Genomic DNA, 15,358 nt, shown 5'->3' on the forward strand with positions numbered 1-15,358 from the left:
GGATCGTGGGAACGGGAAGGGGCGGATGCGCGCAGGACGGCGCTGTGGCGAGAGGTGACCGGGCCGAGGACGGCCTTCACGGCCGTGCCCGCATACCGGCCTCGGCGGACAGCAGCAGGGGGCGGCCGGCGACGGTACCGCCGCGGCGCACGCTGCCCGCCCGGGGCCCGTAGCCGCCGAACGGCCGGTTGCCGTCCTCCACGTCGAACGTGATGCGCTCCTCGCAGACCACGCTGGTCGCGATGCGCGTCGTGCCGACGAGGGCCGGCTCGCCGAAGACCGAGACGTACATGCCACGGGCGGTCTCCTCGGCGGAGTGCAGCCAGCGGACGACCTGTCGGGGGTCGTCGTACTCCATGGTGAGGACGACCGGGGAGAAGAACTCCGGGGGGTGGAACGCGTCCTGCCACGGCAGGTGGAGCAACGTGGGCTCGACGACGTGCCGCGCCACGTCCACCCGGCCGCCGCGGACCGTGAACTCGCGGTGCGCCGAGAGGAATCCGGCCGCGTCCTCCACCGCGTCGGGATAGACGAGCGGCGCGACCCGGGTGGCGGGGTCGCGGCGGTCGCCGACGCGGACCTCGGCGAGCGAGTCGGCGAGCCGGGGCACGATCTCGCGGACGAGCGAGCGGTGGACGAAGACGATGTCGGTGCACAGGCAGTCCTGGCCCGAGTTGTACAGCCGGGCGTCGAGCACGGTGCGGCAGACGGCGTCGGGGTCGGCCTCGGGGCCGACCACCACCGGGTTGGGCCCGGACCCGAAGGTGAGCAGCAGGGCGTCGCCGGGCAGGCGGGCGGCGACCGCTTCGCCGTTGTCCGGCCGGCCGGTGAAGACGACGGCGTCGGAGCGGACGCAGTCGGCGAGGAAATCGCGCTGCGAGACAGGAGCCATGACGATCCGTCCGCCGCCCAGATCGCGCAGGTGCGGCCCGAGGATCTCGTGCACGGCCATGGCGGCGGGCGCGACCCGGGCCGACGGCCGGATGCGGACCTCGTCGCTGTAGAGCGACGGGATCACACCGAACAGGATGTAGGAGTACAGCAGATTGTTGGACGGCAGGAAGGTCGCGAGCCGGCCGAGCCGTCGCGGGATGTTCCGCAGCAGTTCCCAGGGGGCTCCGGAGAGGGCGCGCAGGGAACGGAACTGTTCGTCGGTGGCGGCCTGCGCGGTGGCGACACGGGTGAGTACGGAATGCAATTCCCGCCGGTGTCGCTGGAGCACGTCGACAATCCCGGGAACAAGAGCGTCCGCCGCCACGGGAAACGATCTTGGAAGGGGTGCCGGCCAGTCCGTGGAACCGTCCGGGAACGCCGACCCCAGCCCTGTCCCGATGACGTCGCTGCGCATGTGCGTACCCCCTTGCACCTGCCCGTGTACCTCGGGCGCGGGGGTCAGCGTCTCTTGCGCCGAAGCCGTCACGCATCTCGGTCCGTGCTCTCTTCCGAACCGGTCGAATCCACTGCGCATTCTCGGAGAACGACGCCGGATGGACGGCCAGTAGCATCCAGGACTACGTCGGGACACCCCCGTACCGGCGCCGGAATCCAGACGGCCGGTGAGAGAGGAGGAGCGCTGTGAAGAGAAGCGAATTCTGTTTCGGCGCATTCCCTTCCGCGGTCGTTCTGGATTCCGGATTTCTGCTTCCGGCGCTCCGCGGGGATGTCCTGCCCGCGCTCGTCTGAACTCGGCCACGACCGACGCCGCCGACCCGGCGTCGGCACGAGAACCGCTCCGGCCCGACCGCCGGACCCGACTCCCCCAGGAAAGGGGGGCACGAGACATGACCCCGCACGGACAGCTCGCCATCCGGCGACCGGCCGACCTCCCGCTGGACAGCCTGGTCCGGCTGGTGCGCTCCTACGAGGAGAACATCACGGGAGTGGCCACCTGCACCCGGGAGGACGTCCTTCTGGAGACCAGCCGTCCCGCTTGCGCAGAGAACAGCTGGTGTCTGACCGGCCCCGGCGACGAGGTGCTCGCCTGGGCGGCGATGACTCCCTGCGGCGACATCCTCGACGCCGCGCTGACCGCCCTTCCGGGTCGGCACAGCGAGAGCGCGGCACGCACCCTGCTGTGCCTGATGCTCGACCGCGCCGACGAGCTCTCCGTCGAGCGCGGCAAGCCGTACGCCGTCACCGTCGGCGGCGTGCTGCACGGCGACTCGGTGATCCCGTCCGTCCTGAAGGAGGCGGGGTTCATCCGCAGTGCCGCCCTGGGGCGGTACGACATCGATCTGACGGTCCCGCTGTTGCCGCCGTTGCTTCCCGATGGCGGAGTCATCCGGCAGGCCGGCGCGGAGGACGAGGGCACCCTGCACGCCCTGCACCTGCGCAGCCTGTCCAAGGGCCCCAAGGCCGAGGAGCCGGCCGCCTTCCGCGCGGGCCTGCGGCGACTGCGCGAGTCCGGCGGCGTGACGCTGCTGCTCGAGGTGTCCGGCCGCCCGGTCGGCTACGCACTGGCCCGGACCGTCGCCGGAGAAGGCCGCGTCCTGGACCTCGGTGTCGCACCCGCCTTCCGCGGGCTCGGCATCGGCCTCGCCCTGCTCACCGCCGTCCTCGCCGAACTGCGCGGTCTGGGCGCCACCCGGGCACTGGTCACCCTGGACTCGGGCGACCTGAACGACCACGAGGGGCTCGGACACGTGCTCCGTGTTCAGGGCGCACGCGTCGTCACCCGCTTCCGCAGAGCCGACACGGACTGACCGACCGACGCCCGCTCCCGTACGGACGCCGACCTGACACGGGCAGCACTCCCGACCGAGTCCCGCCCCCGACATCTGACGCAACGATACCGACCCGCCCCCGTGCCGGAAGCGGTCGGCGCCCCGTCGGCCCTTCTTCGTGAAGTCGCCGCCGCGCGCGGACCTTTCACCCGCCCGTCCAGACCGGTCGGTACCAGAACGGAGCCCTTCATGACCCCCACCGGCGCACCCAGGCGACTGCTGATGGTGATGCCCTACAGCCAGTTCGTCCGCAAGGCCGCCGAGGCGGGCTTCGAGGTCTGGGCGATCTGGGACCCGGCGCTGCGCGAGCGGGAGTACCTCGACGAGGTCGCCGAGCACGCCCAGGAGCTGCTGCTGACGGACTTCTCCGACGAGGCCGGCCTGCGTGCGCTCATCGCGAGGACGGTGCGCGCCCACGGCATCGGCACGGTCCTCCACCTGGGGGCCGAGGAGTCGATGCCGCCGGCCGTCGCCGAGGCCGAGGCGCTCGGCGTCTCCCCGAACCCGGCCTCCGCCGTCACCGTCCTCAACGACAAGGCCGCGATGCGCGCGCTCCTCGCCGAGCACGGGCTCTCGGTCGTCCGCGCGGAGTCCGCCGGGACCGTGGAGGAGGTCTCGGCCGCCCTGGACCGGCTGCCGCCGCCCGTCGTCGTCAAGCCCGCCCGGGCCTCCGGCAGCCGCGGCGTCGCCCTGATCCGCGACGCGGCGGACCTGGAGGAATGGACGGACCGCGTCACGGAGGCCGGTCTCGCGGGGCCGTACCTGGTCGAGGAGTACCTCCAGGGCCCCGAGTTCAGCGTGGAGACCCTCTCCGCCGACGGCGTGCACCACGTCATCGGCATCACGGCCAAGCACACCACCGGCGCCCCCTTCTTCGTCGAGACCTCGCACGTCCACCCGGCCCCGCTCGGGCAGGACGAGCGGACCGCGATCCACGCGGTGGTGACCGGGCTGCTCGACCTGGCCGGCTACCGCTTCGGCCCCGCGCACACCGAGGTCATCCTCACGCCGCGCGGCCCGCGCATCGTCGAGTCCCAGACCCGGCTGGGCGGGGACCGGATCCCGCTGCTCATCGAGACCGCCTCCGACTACGACATCGAGGCGGCGATCTTCCGCACCCTCGCCGGGGAGCCGGTCGAGCCGCCCACCCCCCGGCACACCGCGTCCGTCGGATTCTTCTTCCTCTCCGCAGGCCGGCTGGAGTCCGTCGAGGGCCTCGACGCCGTCCGCGCGCTGCCCTACGTCCAGGCGGTGCACTTCCCCTTCTCCCCCGGGGACGAACTGCCGCCCACCACCAGCTCGTTCACCCGCCACGGCTACGCCGTCGTCGACGCCGAGTCCCCCGCCGAGGCCGCCGACCGCATCGCCCGCGTCCGCGGACTGCTGCGCGCGGACGTCCGCGACGCCGTGCTCGCCGCCCCGAAGGGATCCCTCTCATGAGCAACGCCAAGACCGTCCTGCTGATCGGCGGCGTCGACGCCCATGTGGAGCGCTTCACCGCGCTCGGCGTCAAGATCGTCCTGATTCAGCACCCCGACAAGGTCACCGAGTACCAGACGCGCGCCGCCGACGTGCTGCTCGTCGTCGACTACACCGAATGGGACGTCGTACGGCCCTTCGCCGAGGCGGCCCGCGCGGTCTACGGCGTGGACGCCGTGGTCTCGCTCACCGAACCCGGTCTGAACCCGGCGAGCCGGCTGGGCGACCTGTTCGAACTGACCGACGGCCGCCGCTACGAGGTGAGCCGTCGCATGCGCGACAAGTGGCTGATGCGCCGCCACCTCGCCGAGCGGGGTCTTCCGGTGCCCCACGCCGCCCTGGTGGAGGACCGGGCCTCGCTCGACGCCTTCGGCGAGCGGGCCGGCTTCCCGTTCATCCTCAAGCCCGTCTCGACGACCGCCGGCTTCGGTCTGCTGCGCGCCGAGGGCCCGGAGGACCTGGACCGGGTGTGGGCGCGCGTCCAGGAGCTGGACGGCGGCCGGACCGACCGGGGCTCGACCATGTTCACCGTCGACGGCTTCCTGATGGAGTCCTACATCGACGGACCGGAGTTCAGCGTCGAGGCCCTGAGCTTCGCCGGCCGCCACGTCGTCGTCGCCGTCACCGAGAAGCTGACGTCGGAGGAGCACTTCGTCGAGCTCGGGCACGCCGTGCCCGCCCGGCTGTCCGATCCCGACCGGGAGCGGCTGACCGGCGCCGTCGAGGACTTCCTGACCGCCATGGGCGTCACCGACGGTCCCAGCCACACCGAGATCCGGCTCTCCTCGCGCGGCCCGGTCGTCATCGAGTCCCACAACCGGCTGGGCGGCGACAACATCGTGGAGCTCGTCGAGGCCGCGTACGGCGTCGACATGATCGCCTACGGGGCCGCCTGGCCGCTCGGGCTCACCGAGCCGCTCGCCGAGGCGCCGGCACCGAAGGGGGCCGCCGTGATGCGGGTCGTGCTGCGCGAGCCGGGCACCGTCACCGCCGTGTCGGGAGTGGAGGCCGTCCGGGCCCGGCCGGACGTGCTGGCCGCCCAGGTCTCCGTCCGCGCGGGGGACACCGTACGTCCCCTGAACGACAACTGGGACCGCCTCGGCAGCGTCGTGGCCACGGCCGCCGACACCGACAGCGCGGTGGAGCTGTGCGAACGCCTGGTGCGCGAGGAGATCCGCATCGACGTCGAGCCGGCGGCCGCGGACGCGCCGGCCCTGGCCGCCTGACCGATGACCCCGCCGAAAGGAGCCGACGGCATGACCCGACAACCCGGTCTGCTGCGCACCCTGATCGAGGACCTGAACGTCGTCGTCGCCCGTGACCCGTCCCTCGGCGGCCGCTGGGAGGCCCTCGGCCACACCGGTCTGTCCGCCGTGTGGGCGCACCGCGTGGCGCACCGGCTGTACCGCCGGCGGCTGCGCGTGGCCGCGCGGACCGTCGCCCGGGTCGCCCGCCGCCGTACCGGCGTCGAGATCCACCCCGGCACGGTGCTCGGCCGCCGCGTCTTCATCGACCACGGCGCGTCCGTGGTGATCGGCCAGACCGCCGTCGTCGGCGACGACGTGACGATCTACCAGCAGGTGACGCTCGGGGCGGTGGGCTGGTGGACCGACAACCACCGCCCGCCCGGTGCCCGGCGGCATCCGGTCGTCGGCGACGGTGTGATCCTCGGCGCGAACGCGACCGTCCTCGGGCCGGTCACCATCGGCGACCGCGCCCTGATCGGCGCCATGGCCACCGTCACCGAGGACCTGCCGCCCGGCGCCCGGGTGTACGCGGCGCGTTCCGTCGTCCGGCCCGCGCCCGCGCTGCGGCCGGTCCCCGACGCCACTGCCGGTGCCGGGCGGACCGCCGGCCCGACGCCCGTCTCCGCGCCCGTGCCCGACGCCGTGCGGGTGCTCGCCTCGGCGGGTTCCTGGTGACCCGCTCCCCCGCCTCCCCCGACCTCTTCCCTACCCCTGGAGTCCTCTGGTGACCACCGACCTCCTCACCGCACCCGCCCGGCGGCGCGTCGCCGCCGGCCTCGAAGAACTCATCGGCAACACCCCCCTGGTCCGCCTCGCCCTCCCGGACGGCGCGCCCGGAACCGAGGTCCTCGCCAAGATCGAGGCCGCCAATCCCTTCGCCAGCAGCAAGGACCGGGCCGCCCTGGCCATGCTCCGCGGCGCCGAGCGGCGCGGTGAACTCGCCCCCGGCGGCACCGTGGTGGAGTCCACCTCCGGCAACACCGGCATCGCCCTCGCCGCGCTGTGCGCCCTGCGCGGCTACCGCTGCGTGGTCGTCCTGCCCGACAGTGCGACGCCCGAGCGGATCGGGCTGCTGACCGCGCTCGGCGCGGAGATCGTGCAGACGCCCAGCGCCGACCGGTTCGCCGGCGCCATCGCCAAGGCCGAGGAGATCCAGGCCGCCACGCCCGATTCGTGGTACGTGTGCCAGCACGAGAACCCCGACAACGTCCAGGCCCACTACGAGACCACGGGACCCGAGATCTGGGCGGACACGGGCGGCCGGGTCGACGTCCTCGTCGCCGGTGTCGGCACCGGGGGCACCCTGACCGGCGCCGGCCGCTTCCTCCGGGAGCGCAACCCGGAGCTGGAGGTCGTGGCGGTCGAGCCGGAGGGCTCGCCGGTCCTCTCCCGCGGCTACGCCGGGACCCACCGCATCCCCGGCCTGAACGGCGGTTTCGTCTCTCCCACCACGGACGTCGCGCTCATCGACCGGGTGATCACCTGCTCCGACGAGGCGGCCCTGGAGACGGCCCGCGCGCTCACCCGGGAGCAGGCCCTCTTCACCGGGCTCTCCTCCGGTGCCGCGGTGTACGGCGCGACGCTGCTCGCCCGGGATCCCGCGTACGCGGGCAGGACGATCGTGACGATCCTCCCGGACACCGGGGAACGCTACGTCAGCATCTGGAACGAAGGGACCTCCGCATGACCACGCTCGTCCTGCACCGCGGCTCGCTGCGCGCCAACCCCTACGAGCGGTGGCTGGCCGACAGCGGTGAGAAGATCGTCCTGCTGGGCTCGGCCGAGCAGCTCGCCCTGTTCGGCGAGGAGCTGCCCACGGAGGCGCCCTATCTGCACGCCGAGGTGCTGACGGACTACGACACCGGCCCGCACGTGGCCGAGCGGGCCGCCGCCCTCGTCGAGGAGTTCGGCGTCACCGACATCGTCGCCTGCCAGGAGTTCGACATCGAGCGGGCGGCGGTGCTGCGCGAGCGCTACGGCCTGCCGGGGCAGCGGCCCGAGTCCGCCCGGGTGTACCGCGACAAGTGGGAGATGAAGCAGGTCGCGAAGGCGGCCGGGATCCCCGTCGCCGACCACGTGCTGCTCCGGGAACGGGAGGACCTCGACCGTTTCGCCGAGCGCCACGGGCTGCCGGTCGTGGTCAAGCCGCGCAAGGGGCTGCTTTCCGTCGGCGTGTCCGTCCTGCGCACCCGCGAGGAGCTCGACGCGTGGGCGCGGGACGCGGAGCTGCTCTCCCCGGACGGGGAGCCGGAGTGGCTGGCCGAGGCGTTCGTCACGGGCTCGATGTGCCACGTCGACGGCAACGTCCTGGACGGCCGGATCGCGACCCTGTGGCCCTCGCAGTACCAGTACGCGCTGGCCGACTTCCGGGACCGCAAGGGCCGGGTCGACATCGCGCTCGACACCGCCGACCCGCTGGCGCGGCGGCTCGTCGACTTCGGCGAGCGGGTCCTCGACGCGTTCGGGGGGCCCGAGCACTTCGCCTTCCACATCGAGGTGTTCCACACCGCCGACGGCGAGCTCGTCCTGTGCGAGGCCGCCTCCCGGGCCGGCGGTGCGGGGGTGCGGGACGTGCAGCGGGTGCTGTTCGGCTTCGACCCGATGGAGTACCCGGTCCGCCGGCAGCTCGGGCTGCCCGCCGACGCCGGGGAGCGCAGGGACCCCGACCGGCTCGCCGGTCAGCTGCTCTTCACCAAGCGTCCCGGCGTGCTGCGGTCCCTGCCGGACCCGTCGGCGCTGCCGCCGGGGGTCGTGAAGTACACGACGTACGCGGAGGTCGGCCAGACCGTCCAGGACGCCTCGCACTCCGGGGACTTCCTCGCCGCGTTCGTGATCACCGGTGCCGACCGGGCCGAGACCGAGGCCCGGATCCGGGTGGCCGAGGACTGGTTCCGGGCAGGGCTGCGCATCGAGTCACGTGGCTGACTCCGCGTGTCCCGGTGTCCTGGCGCTTCAGACGAGATGCGCCGCTGCCAGGCGGGTCGTCAGGGCGGTCGCCGCCCTCATCGAGGCCCAGGAGGTGAGTTCGACGAGGTGACGGTCGCCGGGGTGGTGGACGCGGAAGGCCGTGATGTCGGCGGGGGCGACCTGGTGCGGGGCGACGGCGGTGAGCAGGGCGAGGCGGGCCACGGGGTGCTGGGCGGCCGGAAGACCGAGGACCTCGGGGTACAGCCAGCTGCGGCTGATGCCGGGCGGGGTGCCGTCCCAGCCGTCCAGGTGGCCGGTCAGCAGGTCGCGGACCGATGTGGGCACCCAGTGGGCGGCGGCGTCGACGGCGGCGTGGGCACGGGCCAGGGCCTGGGCGACGGCCGGGTTGGGGGACGCCCAGGACAGCTCCGGCGGCAGGGGAGCGGCCGGCAGCAGGTCGAGGCAGGCTCCGGGCGTGAGGGGCCCGTCGACCGGGCGCATGGCGCGGGCGACGGTGCGCAGGATCGGGCCGCGTAGGCCGGCGGGGGCCCGCTCGGGTACGGGCGAGTCGTCGAGGAAGACGCCGACCATGCGGTTGAGATAGTGGAAGGTGAGCACCACCCCGAGGAGCTCGGGCGCCTCGTCGGCGGTGAAGGGCGCCGGGCCGCGGTCGGCCGGGGTGGCGGCGAGCCAGGCGGCGGCCCGCTCACCCGGGGTGCCGGGCGCGGCGGGTGGCAGGGTCTCGACGGTGGCCTGGTGGACGTCGACGCAGTACGAGCAGGAGTTCACGCGGGACACCTCGGTCGCCACGGCCTCCTTGACCGCCCGGTCGACACGCCCGTCGACCAGCAGGGACTCGCGCAGCAGCAGCCAGCTCGCCGCGAGCGGCCCGGGGGAGGCGGAGTGCAGCGCCAGCGGTGGCGCGATCACCCCGAACTCCCGCTCGGCCCGCTCGTACACGGCGGCGGCCAAGCCCCCGGCACGGCTCCGGGAGACGGCCTTCACATGGTGGATGTCGCGCAGCGAACCCCGCAGCACGGCCCGTACCAGCGTCCTCGTCGTCATCGTTGCGCCTCTCGTCTGGTTCGCCTGGCCGGCGGGCTAGGGGACGATCTCGAGCTGGGCCATCATTCCGGCGACGTTGTGCTCCTGCATGTGGCAGTGGTACACGTACCGGCCCGGCCAGCCCGTGAAGGTGGCCTGGAGGCGGATGCGCTCGCCCGGGCGGACGAGCACGGTGTCCTTCCACCCGGACTCGCCGGGCAGCGGGGGCCTGCCGTCGCGGTCGAGGACCCGGAACTGCACGAGGTGCAGATGGAAGGTGTGGTCGATGCCGCCGAACTCGGAGTCGACGGTGTCGGCGTTGTAGATCTCCCAGATCTCGCTGGTGCCGTTCGGGATCCGGGCGTCGACGCGGTTCTCGTCCCAGGTCAGGTCGTTGATGGCGTAGGCCGTCTTGGAGGGGGCGACGCCGAGCTTGATGCGGCGGGTGGTCGCCGGGGTGGGCAGCGCCGCCGTCGGGCGGAGCGTGTCGGGGACCCGGGCGGTGTCGAGGACGCGGCGGGTGACGTCGAAACGCATCACGGGGCCGTTGGTGTCGGACAGGACCAGCTTGCTGCCGACGGGATGGCGGGCGAAGTCGACGACGATCTCGACGCGTTCGGCCGGGGCGAGGGTGAGGGAGGTACGGGAGACGGGCTCCGGCAGCAGGCCGCCGTCGGAGGCGATCTGGAGCATCTCCACACCGCCGAGGTCGAGCTGGAAGATCTTGTGGATGGAGGAGTTGAGCAGCCGCAGGCGGTACTTCGCGGCGTCGACCGGGAAGTAGGGCAGCGGCCGTCCGTTGGCGAGCAGCGTGGAGCGGGCCTCGGGGTGCTCGACGTCGAGGATCAGACCTCCGGCGGCGTCGAAGTGGGCGTCGCGCAGCATGATCGGCACGTCGTGGCGGCCGGTGGGCAGCCCCAGCGTGCGCTCCTCGGATCCCTCGATCAGGTAGAAGCCGTGCATGCCGCGGTAGACGTGCTCGGCCTCCTGGTGGTGCGTGTGGTCGTGGTACCAGAGCGTGGCGCCGGCCTGTCGGTTGGGGTAGTCGACCGTGTGCGCGGACCCGACGCCGATGAGGTCCATGGGATAGCCGTCGCTCTCCGGCGGGACGTGGCCGCCGTGCAGGTGCACGTTGGCCGGCTTGTCCAGCCGGTTGACGTACGTGACCTGGACCTTCCGGTTCTCCTTGGCCTTGATGGTGGGGCCGACGAAGGTCCCGTCGTAGGTGAGGGCCGCGGTCGTGGTGCCGGGCAGGATCTCCACCTGTGCGGGCCGCAGGTCGAGTTCGTAGACGTCGGTGTCGGAGGTGCGGCGCACGGGACGGGCGACCTGCGGCACGGGCATGCGCACGGTGAACGGCTCGGCGGCCTGGCGGGGCGAGGCCATCGCCGCCTTGCCCATGCGCAGGATCTCCTCGGACCCACTGTGGGCGTGCCCGCCGGCGGCGGCCGACACCTCCGGCCGGGTCGCCATCCGTATGGGCCAGGCCAGGGCTGCGGCGGTCGCCACCGCGCCGCCGGCCCCCAGCAGCACACGTCGGTTGAGCATCTCGTCCCCTCGTCGGTTCGTCGGCGTGCCCGGGGCCCGTGCGGGTCCGGGAATCCGGTCCGATCGTGGCACCGGGCGCCTCCGGGCCACTTCTTCGATCGTGCTGCGTGTCCTGCTCACGACGACTTCGGCATACCCGCATGCGTGGAGATGCGGGACCGGGCGGGCGGGCCCGAGGATGGGCAGCCGTGCCGCTCGAAGGCCGTGTGGCGCCGTGAGGGAGAGGACGGGCCATGGCCGAGACGACGGCGAACCCGACGGACATCGGGAAGCACTACGACGAGCGGGCGCCCATCGGCGACGAGCTCCGCGGCGGCCAGCTGCACATGTGGTACTGGTACGACCGCGACGACGACGCCCCGCTGCCGGAGGCCGTCCACCGGGTCACCCGCAAGGTGACCGACGTGCTGGGGCTGCGGGCCGGGGAACACGTGCTGGACGCCGGCTGCGGATCCGGCGAGGCCTCCCTGTTCCTGGCCCGCCGCCACGGTGTGCGGGTGACGGGTGTGACGGTGAGCGACTACGAGCTCGACACCGCGCGCGGGCGGGCGGCCACGGCGGGTCTGACCGACGTGGCCGACTTCCGGTACGGCGACTACATGCGGCTGCCGTTCGAGGACGGCACCTTCGACGCGGTGCTGGCCCTGGAGTCGCTGCAGAACGCGCCCGACCTGCCGACGGTGCTCGGGGAGCTGTTCCGGGTGCTCCGTCCGGGCGGGCGGATCGCGTTCTCCGACTTCAGCCTGGAGAACCCGGGCGGCGAACCCGAGCGCGTGGAGCGGTTCATGACCACGCTGAAGCTGCCCGCGCTGCCGACCCTGCACGAGTGGCTGGAGCATGTGCGCGCGGCAGGATTCGAGGTGGAGGAGTACACGAGCTGCGGCCCGCGGGTGTTCGGGATGAAGGGCAAGTACCTGCAGGCCGCGATGGCGCGCCGCGAGGAGGTCGCCGGCAAGTTCGGCGAGGCGGACATCGCGGAGTTCTCCCGGCTGCACCGCGGCTTCTTCGCACCGCGCAAGGACCAGATCGGCTACGTGGTGGTCTGTGCCCGCAGACCGCGCTGAGGCCGTCCCGGGCGGACGCCGCCCGGCGGGCCGTCGTTCGAACGGACGGACAGCAATCTGGAAGATGCGGCTCCGAACGGGGGCGCGCCAGGATGCCCGTGGACATCCCTGACCACGCGAGGAACGCCTGCGGCCCGCTCCGGCCCGACGTGTGCGACCCGCCGTGGCGCAGCACGACACGAGGAGACCTTTCATGGCGGACACCCCCACGGTCATCGAGCGGGACACCGTCCCGGTGGCGCAGGTGCGCGCGCTGGTCAGCGGCCGGGTCCTCGCGCCCGGTGACGCCGACTACGAGCAGGCCCGCACCGTCTACCTGGGCGGGATGGACCAGCGCCCTGCCGCGATCGTGCGGCCGGCGGACGCCGACGATGTCGCGCGGGTCGTCGTGTTCGCCCGGGACAACGGCCTGGCACTGACCGTCAAGGGCGGCGGGCACAGCGTCTTCTGCCTCAGCGACGGTCTGGTCCTCGACACCTCCTCGCTGCGCGGTCTGGAGATCGACGTCGAGGCGCGGACGGCGTGGGCGGGTGCCGGTCTGAACGCCGGCGAGTACACCCTGGCGGCCGCCGAGCACGGCCTGGTCACCGGCTTCGGCGACACCGGCAGCGTCGGCCTCGGCGGCATCACCGTCGGCGGCGGCATCGGCTACCTGGTCCGCAAGTACGGACTCACCATCGACGACCTGCTGGCCGCCGAGATCGTCACCGCCGACGGTGCGCTGCGCCGGGTCGACGCCGACAACGAGCCCGAGCTGTTCTGGGCGATCCGCGGCGGCGGCGGCAACTTCGGCGTGGTCACCCGGCTGAAGTTCCGGCTGCACGAGCTGCCGACCGTCACCGGTGGTCTGCTGCTGCTGCCGGCCACGCCGGAGGTCGTCGCCGGCTTCGTCGAGGCGGCGGAGGCCGCCCCGGAGGAGCTGTCCACCATCGCGAACGTGATGCCGTCGCCGCCGATGCCGTTCGTCCCCGAGGAGCTGCACGGCACGCCGATCGTCCTGGCGATCCTGGTGTACGCGGGCGAGGGCGAGGAGGCCGAGAAGGCGCTGGCGCCGTTCCGGGGCCTCGCGACGCCGATCGCGGACATGATGCAGGCGATGCCCTACCCGGGGGTCTACCCGCCGGAGGAGGAAGGCTTCCACCCGGTCGCCGCCGCCCGCAGCCTGCTCACCGACACGTTCGGTCTCGACGACGCCGAGCTGGTCCTGGAGAGGGTGGCGGCCTCCTCGGCGGCCATGCCGGCCGTGCAGATCCGTGTGCTCGGCGGCGCGATGGCCCGCGTGCCCGCGGACGCCACCGCGTTCGCGCACCGCGACCGTCGGATCCTGGTGAACGTCGCCGCCATGTACAGCGACCCGGCCGAGGCGGAGCTGCACACCCGCTGGGCCGACGAGCTGACCGCGGCGCTGCAGAAGGGCGTGCCGGGCGTGTACGTCAACTTCCTCGCCGACGACGCCGAGGCCCGGATCCGCGAGGCGTACCCGGAGGCCACCTGGGAGCGGCTGCGGGCCGTCAAGCGCACGTACGACCCGACCAACGTGTTCCGCGTGAACAGCAACATCCCTCCGGCCGACCAGGCGAACTGACCTCCTTTCGGCTTCCCCACGATGTGCACGACGAACGGGCGACGGCAGCCCGAAGACGAAAGGACCGGTTCGTGACTTCAGAAGCCGCCCCCCGCGCGGGGCGCCGGGAGTGGATGGGACTCGCGATCCTCGCCCTCCCGGCCACGCTCGTCTCCTTCGACATGTTCGTACTGCTGCTGGCCCTGCCGCAGCTCAGTTCGGACCTGGGCGCGAGCAGCACCCAGCAGTTGTGGATCATGGACATGTACGGGTTCATGGTCGGCGGCTTCCTCGTCACCATGGGCACCCTCGGCGACCGCATCGGCCGCCGCAAGCTCCTGCTGATCGGCGCCACCGTCTTCGGACTCGCCAGCCTGCTGGCCGCCTTCGCCACCACACCCGAAATGCTGATCGCCGCCCGAGCGCTCCTCGGCATCGCCGGCGCCACCCTCGCCCCGAGCACACTCGCCCTGATCAGCAACATGTTCCGCGACCCCAAGCAGATGGGTTCCGCGATCGGCATCTGGGCCGGCAGCTTCTCCATCGGCGCGATCGTCGGCCCCATCGCCGGTGGCGCCCTGCTCAACCACTTCTGGTGGGGTTCGGTCTTCCTGATCGGCGTACCGGTGATGGTGCTGCTGCTCGTGCTCGGCCCGGTGCTGCTGCCGGAGTACAAGGCACCGCAGGCCGGCCGGCTCGACCTGCCGAGCGTGGTCCTCTCCCTCGCCGCCGTACTGCCCTTCATCTACGGCCTGAAGGAGACCGCCCGCCAGGGCCTGCACCCGCTGCCCGTCGCCGCCCTCCTGGCCGGCCTCGCCCTCGGCTTCGTCTTCCTGCGTCGCCAGCGCGCCCTCGCCGACCCGCTGCTCGACCTCGGTCTGTTCTCCAGCAAGGCGCTCAGTGGCGCCCTCGTCAGCCTGCTGGCGTTCAGCATGACGGGCGGCGCGAGCCTGCTGTTCCTCGGTCAGTTCTTCCAGCTGGTCGCCGAGCTGACGCCGCTGCAGGCCGGCCTGGCGCTGGTGCCGGGTCTGGTGGTGTCCATCGCGGGCATGTCCTTCGCGCCCGCTCTGGCGCGCACCGTGCGGCCCGCGTACCTCATCGCGGGTGGTCTGGTGCTGTCGCTCGTCGGCTACCTGCTGTACTTCCTGGCGGACGCGGACTCCAGCCCGGCACTGCTGATCGCCGGTTTCGCCCTGGCGAGCCTGGGCGGCGGCCCGCTGGTGGCGCTCGGCACCAACCTGGTCGTCGGCTCCGCCCCGCCGGAGAAGGCCGGTTCGGCGGCGTCGCTCTCGCAGACCAGCAACGAGTTCGGGGCGGGCCTCGGCATCGCCGTGGTCGGTTCCCTCGGCATGGCCGTCTACCGCGACGAGATCGCCGGCGCGGTGCCGTCCGGCCTGCCGGCCGGTGCCGTCGGCGCGGTCAAGGAAAGCCTCGCGGGCGCGGTGTCGGAGGCCGGGCGCCTGTCCGGCGACGCGGGAGACGCGCTGCTGTCCGCCGCGCGTGACGCGTTCACCGACGGGGTCAACGCCGTCGGCGCGACGGGCATCGTCCTGATGAGCATCATCGCCCTCACCGTCCTCACCCTGCTGCGGCACGTTCCCCCGTTCGGCGCCCCGCAGGGCGGCGGGCAGGAGGAGGGCGGGGCGGACTCCCCGTCGGCCGAGCAGAGCGCCGAGCCGGGCGCGGAGCAGGCCGCCGAGCGAAAGGCGCCCGTCGCCGCGGGCTGACCCCCGCCGGCGACGACACAGCAGGGAGGCCGTGGCCGGACGCCGCGGCCTCCCT

At 73.0% G+C, this 15,358-nt stretch carries 12 protein-coding genes; 9 read left to right on the plus strand and 3 right to left on the minus strand.

Features of this window, described 5'->3' with window-relative positions:
* Positions 1-76: 76 nt before the first annotated feature.
* On the minus strand, positions 77-1,198 hold the full coding sequence (locus AC07AW_RS38480) for an aldehyde dehydrogenase family protein (RefSeq protein ID WP_478820105.1): 1,122 nt from the start codon (positions 1,196-1,198) through the stop codon (positions 77-79).
* A 583-nt stretch (positions 1,199-1,781) separates the two neighbouring features.
* Here AC07AW_RS38480 and AC07AW_RS38485 point away from each other — a divergent pair.
* The 6 genes from AC07AW_RS38485 to AC07AW_RS38510 all read left to right on the plus strand — a co-directional run bounded on the left by AC07AW_RS38485 (position 1,782) and on the right by AC07AW_RS38510 (position 8,374).
* Positions 1,782-2,702 carry a GNAT family N-acetyltransferase gene (locus tag AC07AW_RS38485; RefSeq protein WP_478820106.1) on the plus strand — a complete coding sequence of 307 codons (921 nt, stop codon included), beginning with the start codon at positions 1,782-1,784 and terminating at the stop codon, positions 2,700-2,702.
* 210 nt (positions 2,703-2,912) lie between these two features.
* Complete coding sequence (locus AC07AW_RS38490; protein ID WP_478820107.1) at positions 2,913-4,163, plus strand: ATP-grasp domain-containing protein; 1,251 nt, start codon at positions 2,913-2,915, stop codon at positions 4,161-4,163.
* A complete protein-coding gene (locus AC07AW_RS38495; RefSeq protein ID WP_478820108.1) occupies positions 4,160-5,428 on the plus strand; it encodes an ATP-grasp domain-containing protein in 1,269 nt (422 codons plus the stop codon). The genes AC07AW_RS38490 and AC07AW_RS38495 overlap by 4 nt, the downstream gene beginning before the upstream one ends.
* Before the next feature lie 30 nt (positions 5,429-5,458).
* Positions 5,459-6,124: a serine O-acetyltransferase EpsC gene (epsC, locus tag AC07AW_RS38500; RefSeq protein WP_478820109.1), complete on the plus strand. Its 666-nt coding sequence runs from the start codon at positions 5,459-5,461 to the stop codon at positions 6,122-6,124.
* A gap of 49 nt (positions 6,125-6,173) precedes the next feature.
* The gene (locus tag AC07AW_RS38505; RefSeq protein ID WP_478820110.1) at positions 6,174-7,136 is read left to right on the plus strand and encodes a PLP-dependent cysteine synthase family protein; all 963 of its coding nucleotides are present in this window, start codon (positions 6,174-6,176) and stop codon (positions 7,134-7,136) included.
* Positions 7,133-8,374, plus strand: a complete 1,242-nt coding sequence (locus AC07AW_RS38510; RefSeq protein ID WP_478820111.1) for an ATP-binding protein — start codon at positions 7,133-7,135, stop codon at positions 8,372-8,374. The genes AC07AW_RS38505 and AC07AW_RS38510 overlap by 4 nt, the downstream gene beginning before the upstream one ends.
* Positions 8,375-8,401: 27 nt before the next feature.
* Here the strand turns inward: AC07AW_RS38510 and AC07AW_RS38515 are convergent, their stop codons facing one another.
* Positions 8,402-9,421, minus strand: a complete 1,020-nt coding sequence (locus AC07AW_RS38515; RefSeq protein WP_478820112.1) for a carboxymuconolactone decarboxylase family protein — start codon at positions 9,419-9,421, stop codon at positions 8,402-8,404.
* 36 nt (positions 9,422-9,457) lie between these two features.
* Complete coding sequence (locus tag AC07AW_RS38520) at positions 9,458-10,948, minus strand: multicopper oxidase family protein (RefSeq protein WP_478820113.1); 1,491 nt, start codon at positions 10,946-10,948, stop codon at positions 9,458-9,460.
* A gap of 233 nt (positions 10,949-11,181) precedes the next feature.
* Between AC07AW_RS38520 and AC07AW_RS38525 the strand changes: the two genes are divergently transcribed.
* The 3 genes from AC07AW_RS38525 to AC07AW_RS38535 all read left to right on the plus strand — a co-directional run bounded on the left by AC07AW_RS38525 (position 11,182) and on the right by AC07AW_RS38535 (position 15,303).
* Entirely contained in the window at positions 11,182-12,012 is an 831-nt protein-coding gene (locus AC07AW_RS38525; protein WP_478820114.1) for an SAM-dependent methyltransferase, read from the plus strand.
* Between the two features lie 193 nt (positions 12,013-12,205).
* Complete coding sequence (locus AC07AW_RS38530) at positions 12,206-13,597, plus strand: FAD-binding oxidoreductase (RefSeq protein ID WP_478820115.1); 1,392 nt, start codon at positions 12,206-12,208, stop codon at positions 13,595-13,597.
* Between the two features lie 113 nt (positions 13,598-13,710).
* The gene (locus tag AC07AW_RS38535) at positions 13,711-15,303 is read left to right on the plus strand and encodes an MFS transporter (RefSeq protein WP_478820175.1); all 1,593 of its coding nucleotides are present in this window, start codon (positions 13,711-13,713) and stop codon (positions 15,301-15,303) included.
* The last annotated feature ends 55 nt before the right edge of the window (positions 15,304-15,358 follow it).

It is taken from the genome of Streptomyces sp. NPDC044003, from assembly GCF_056435185.1.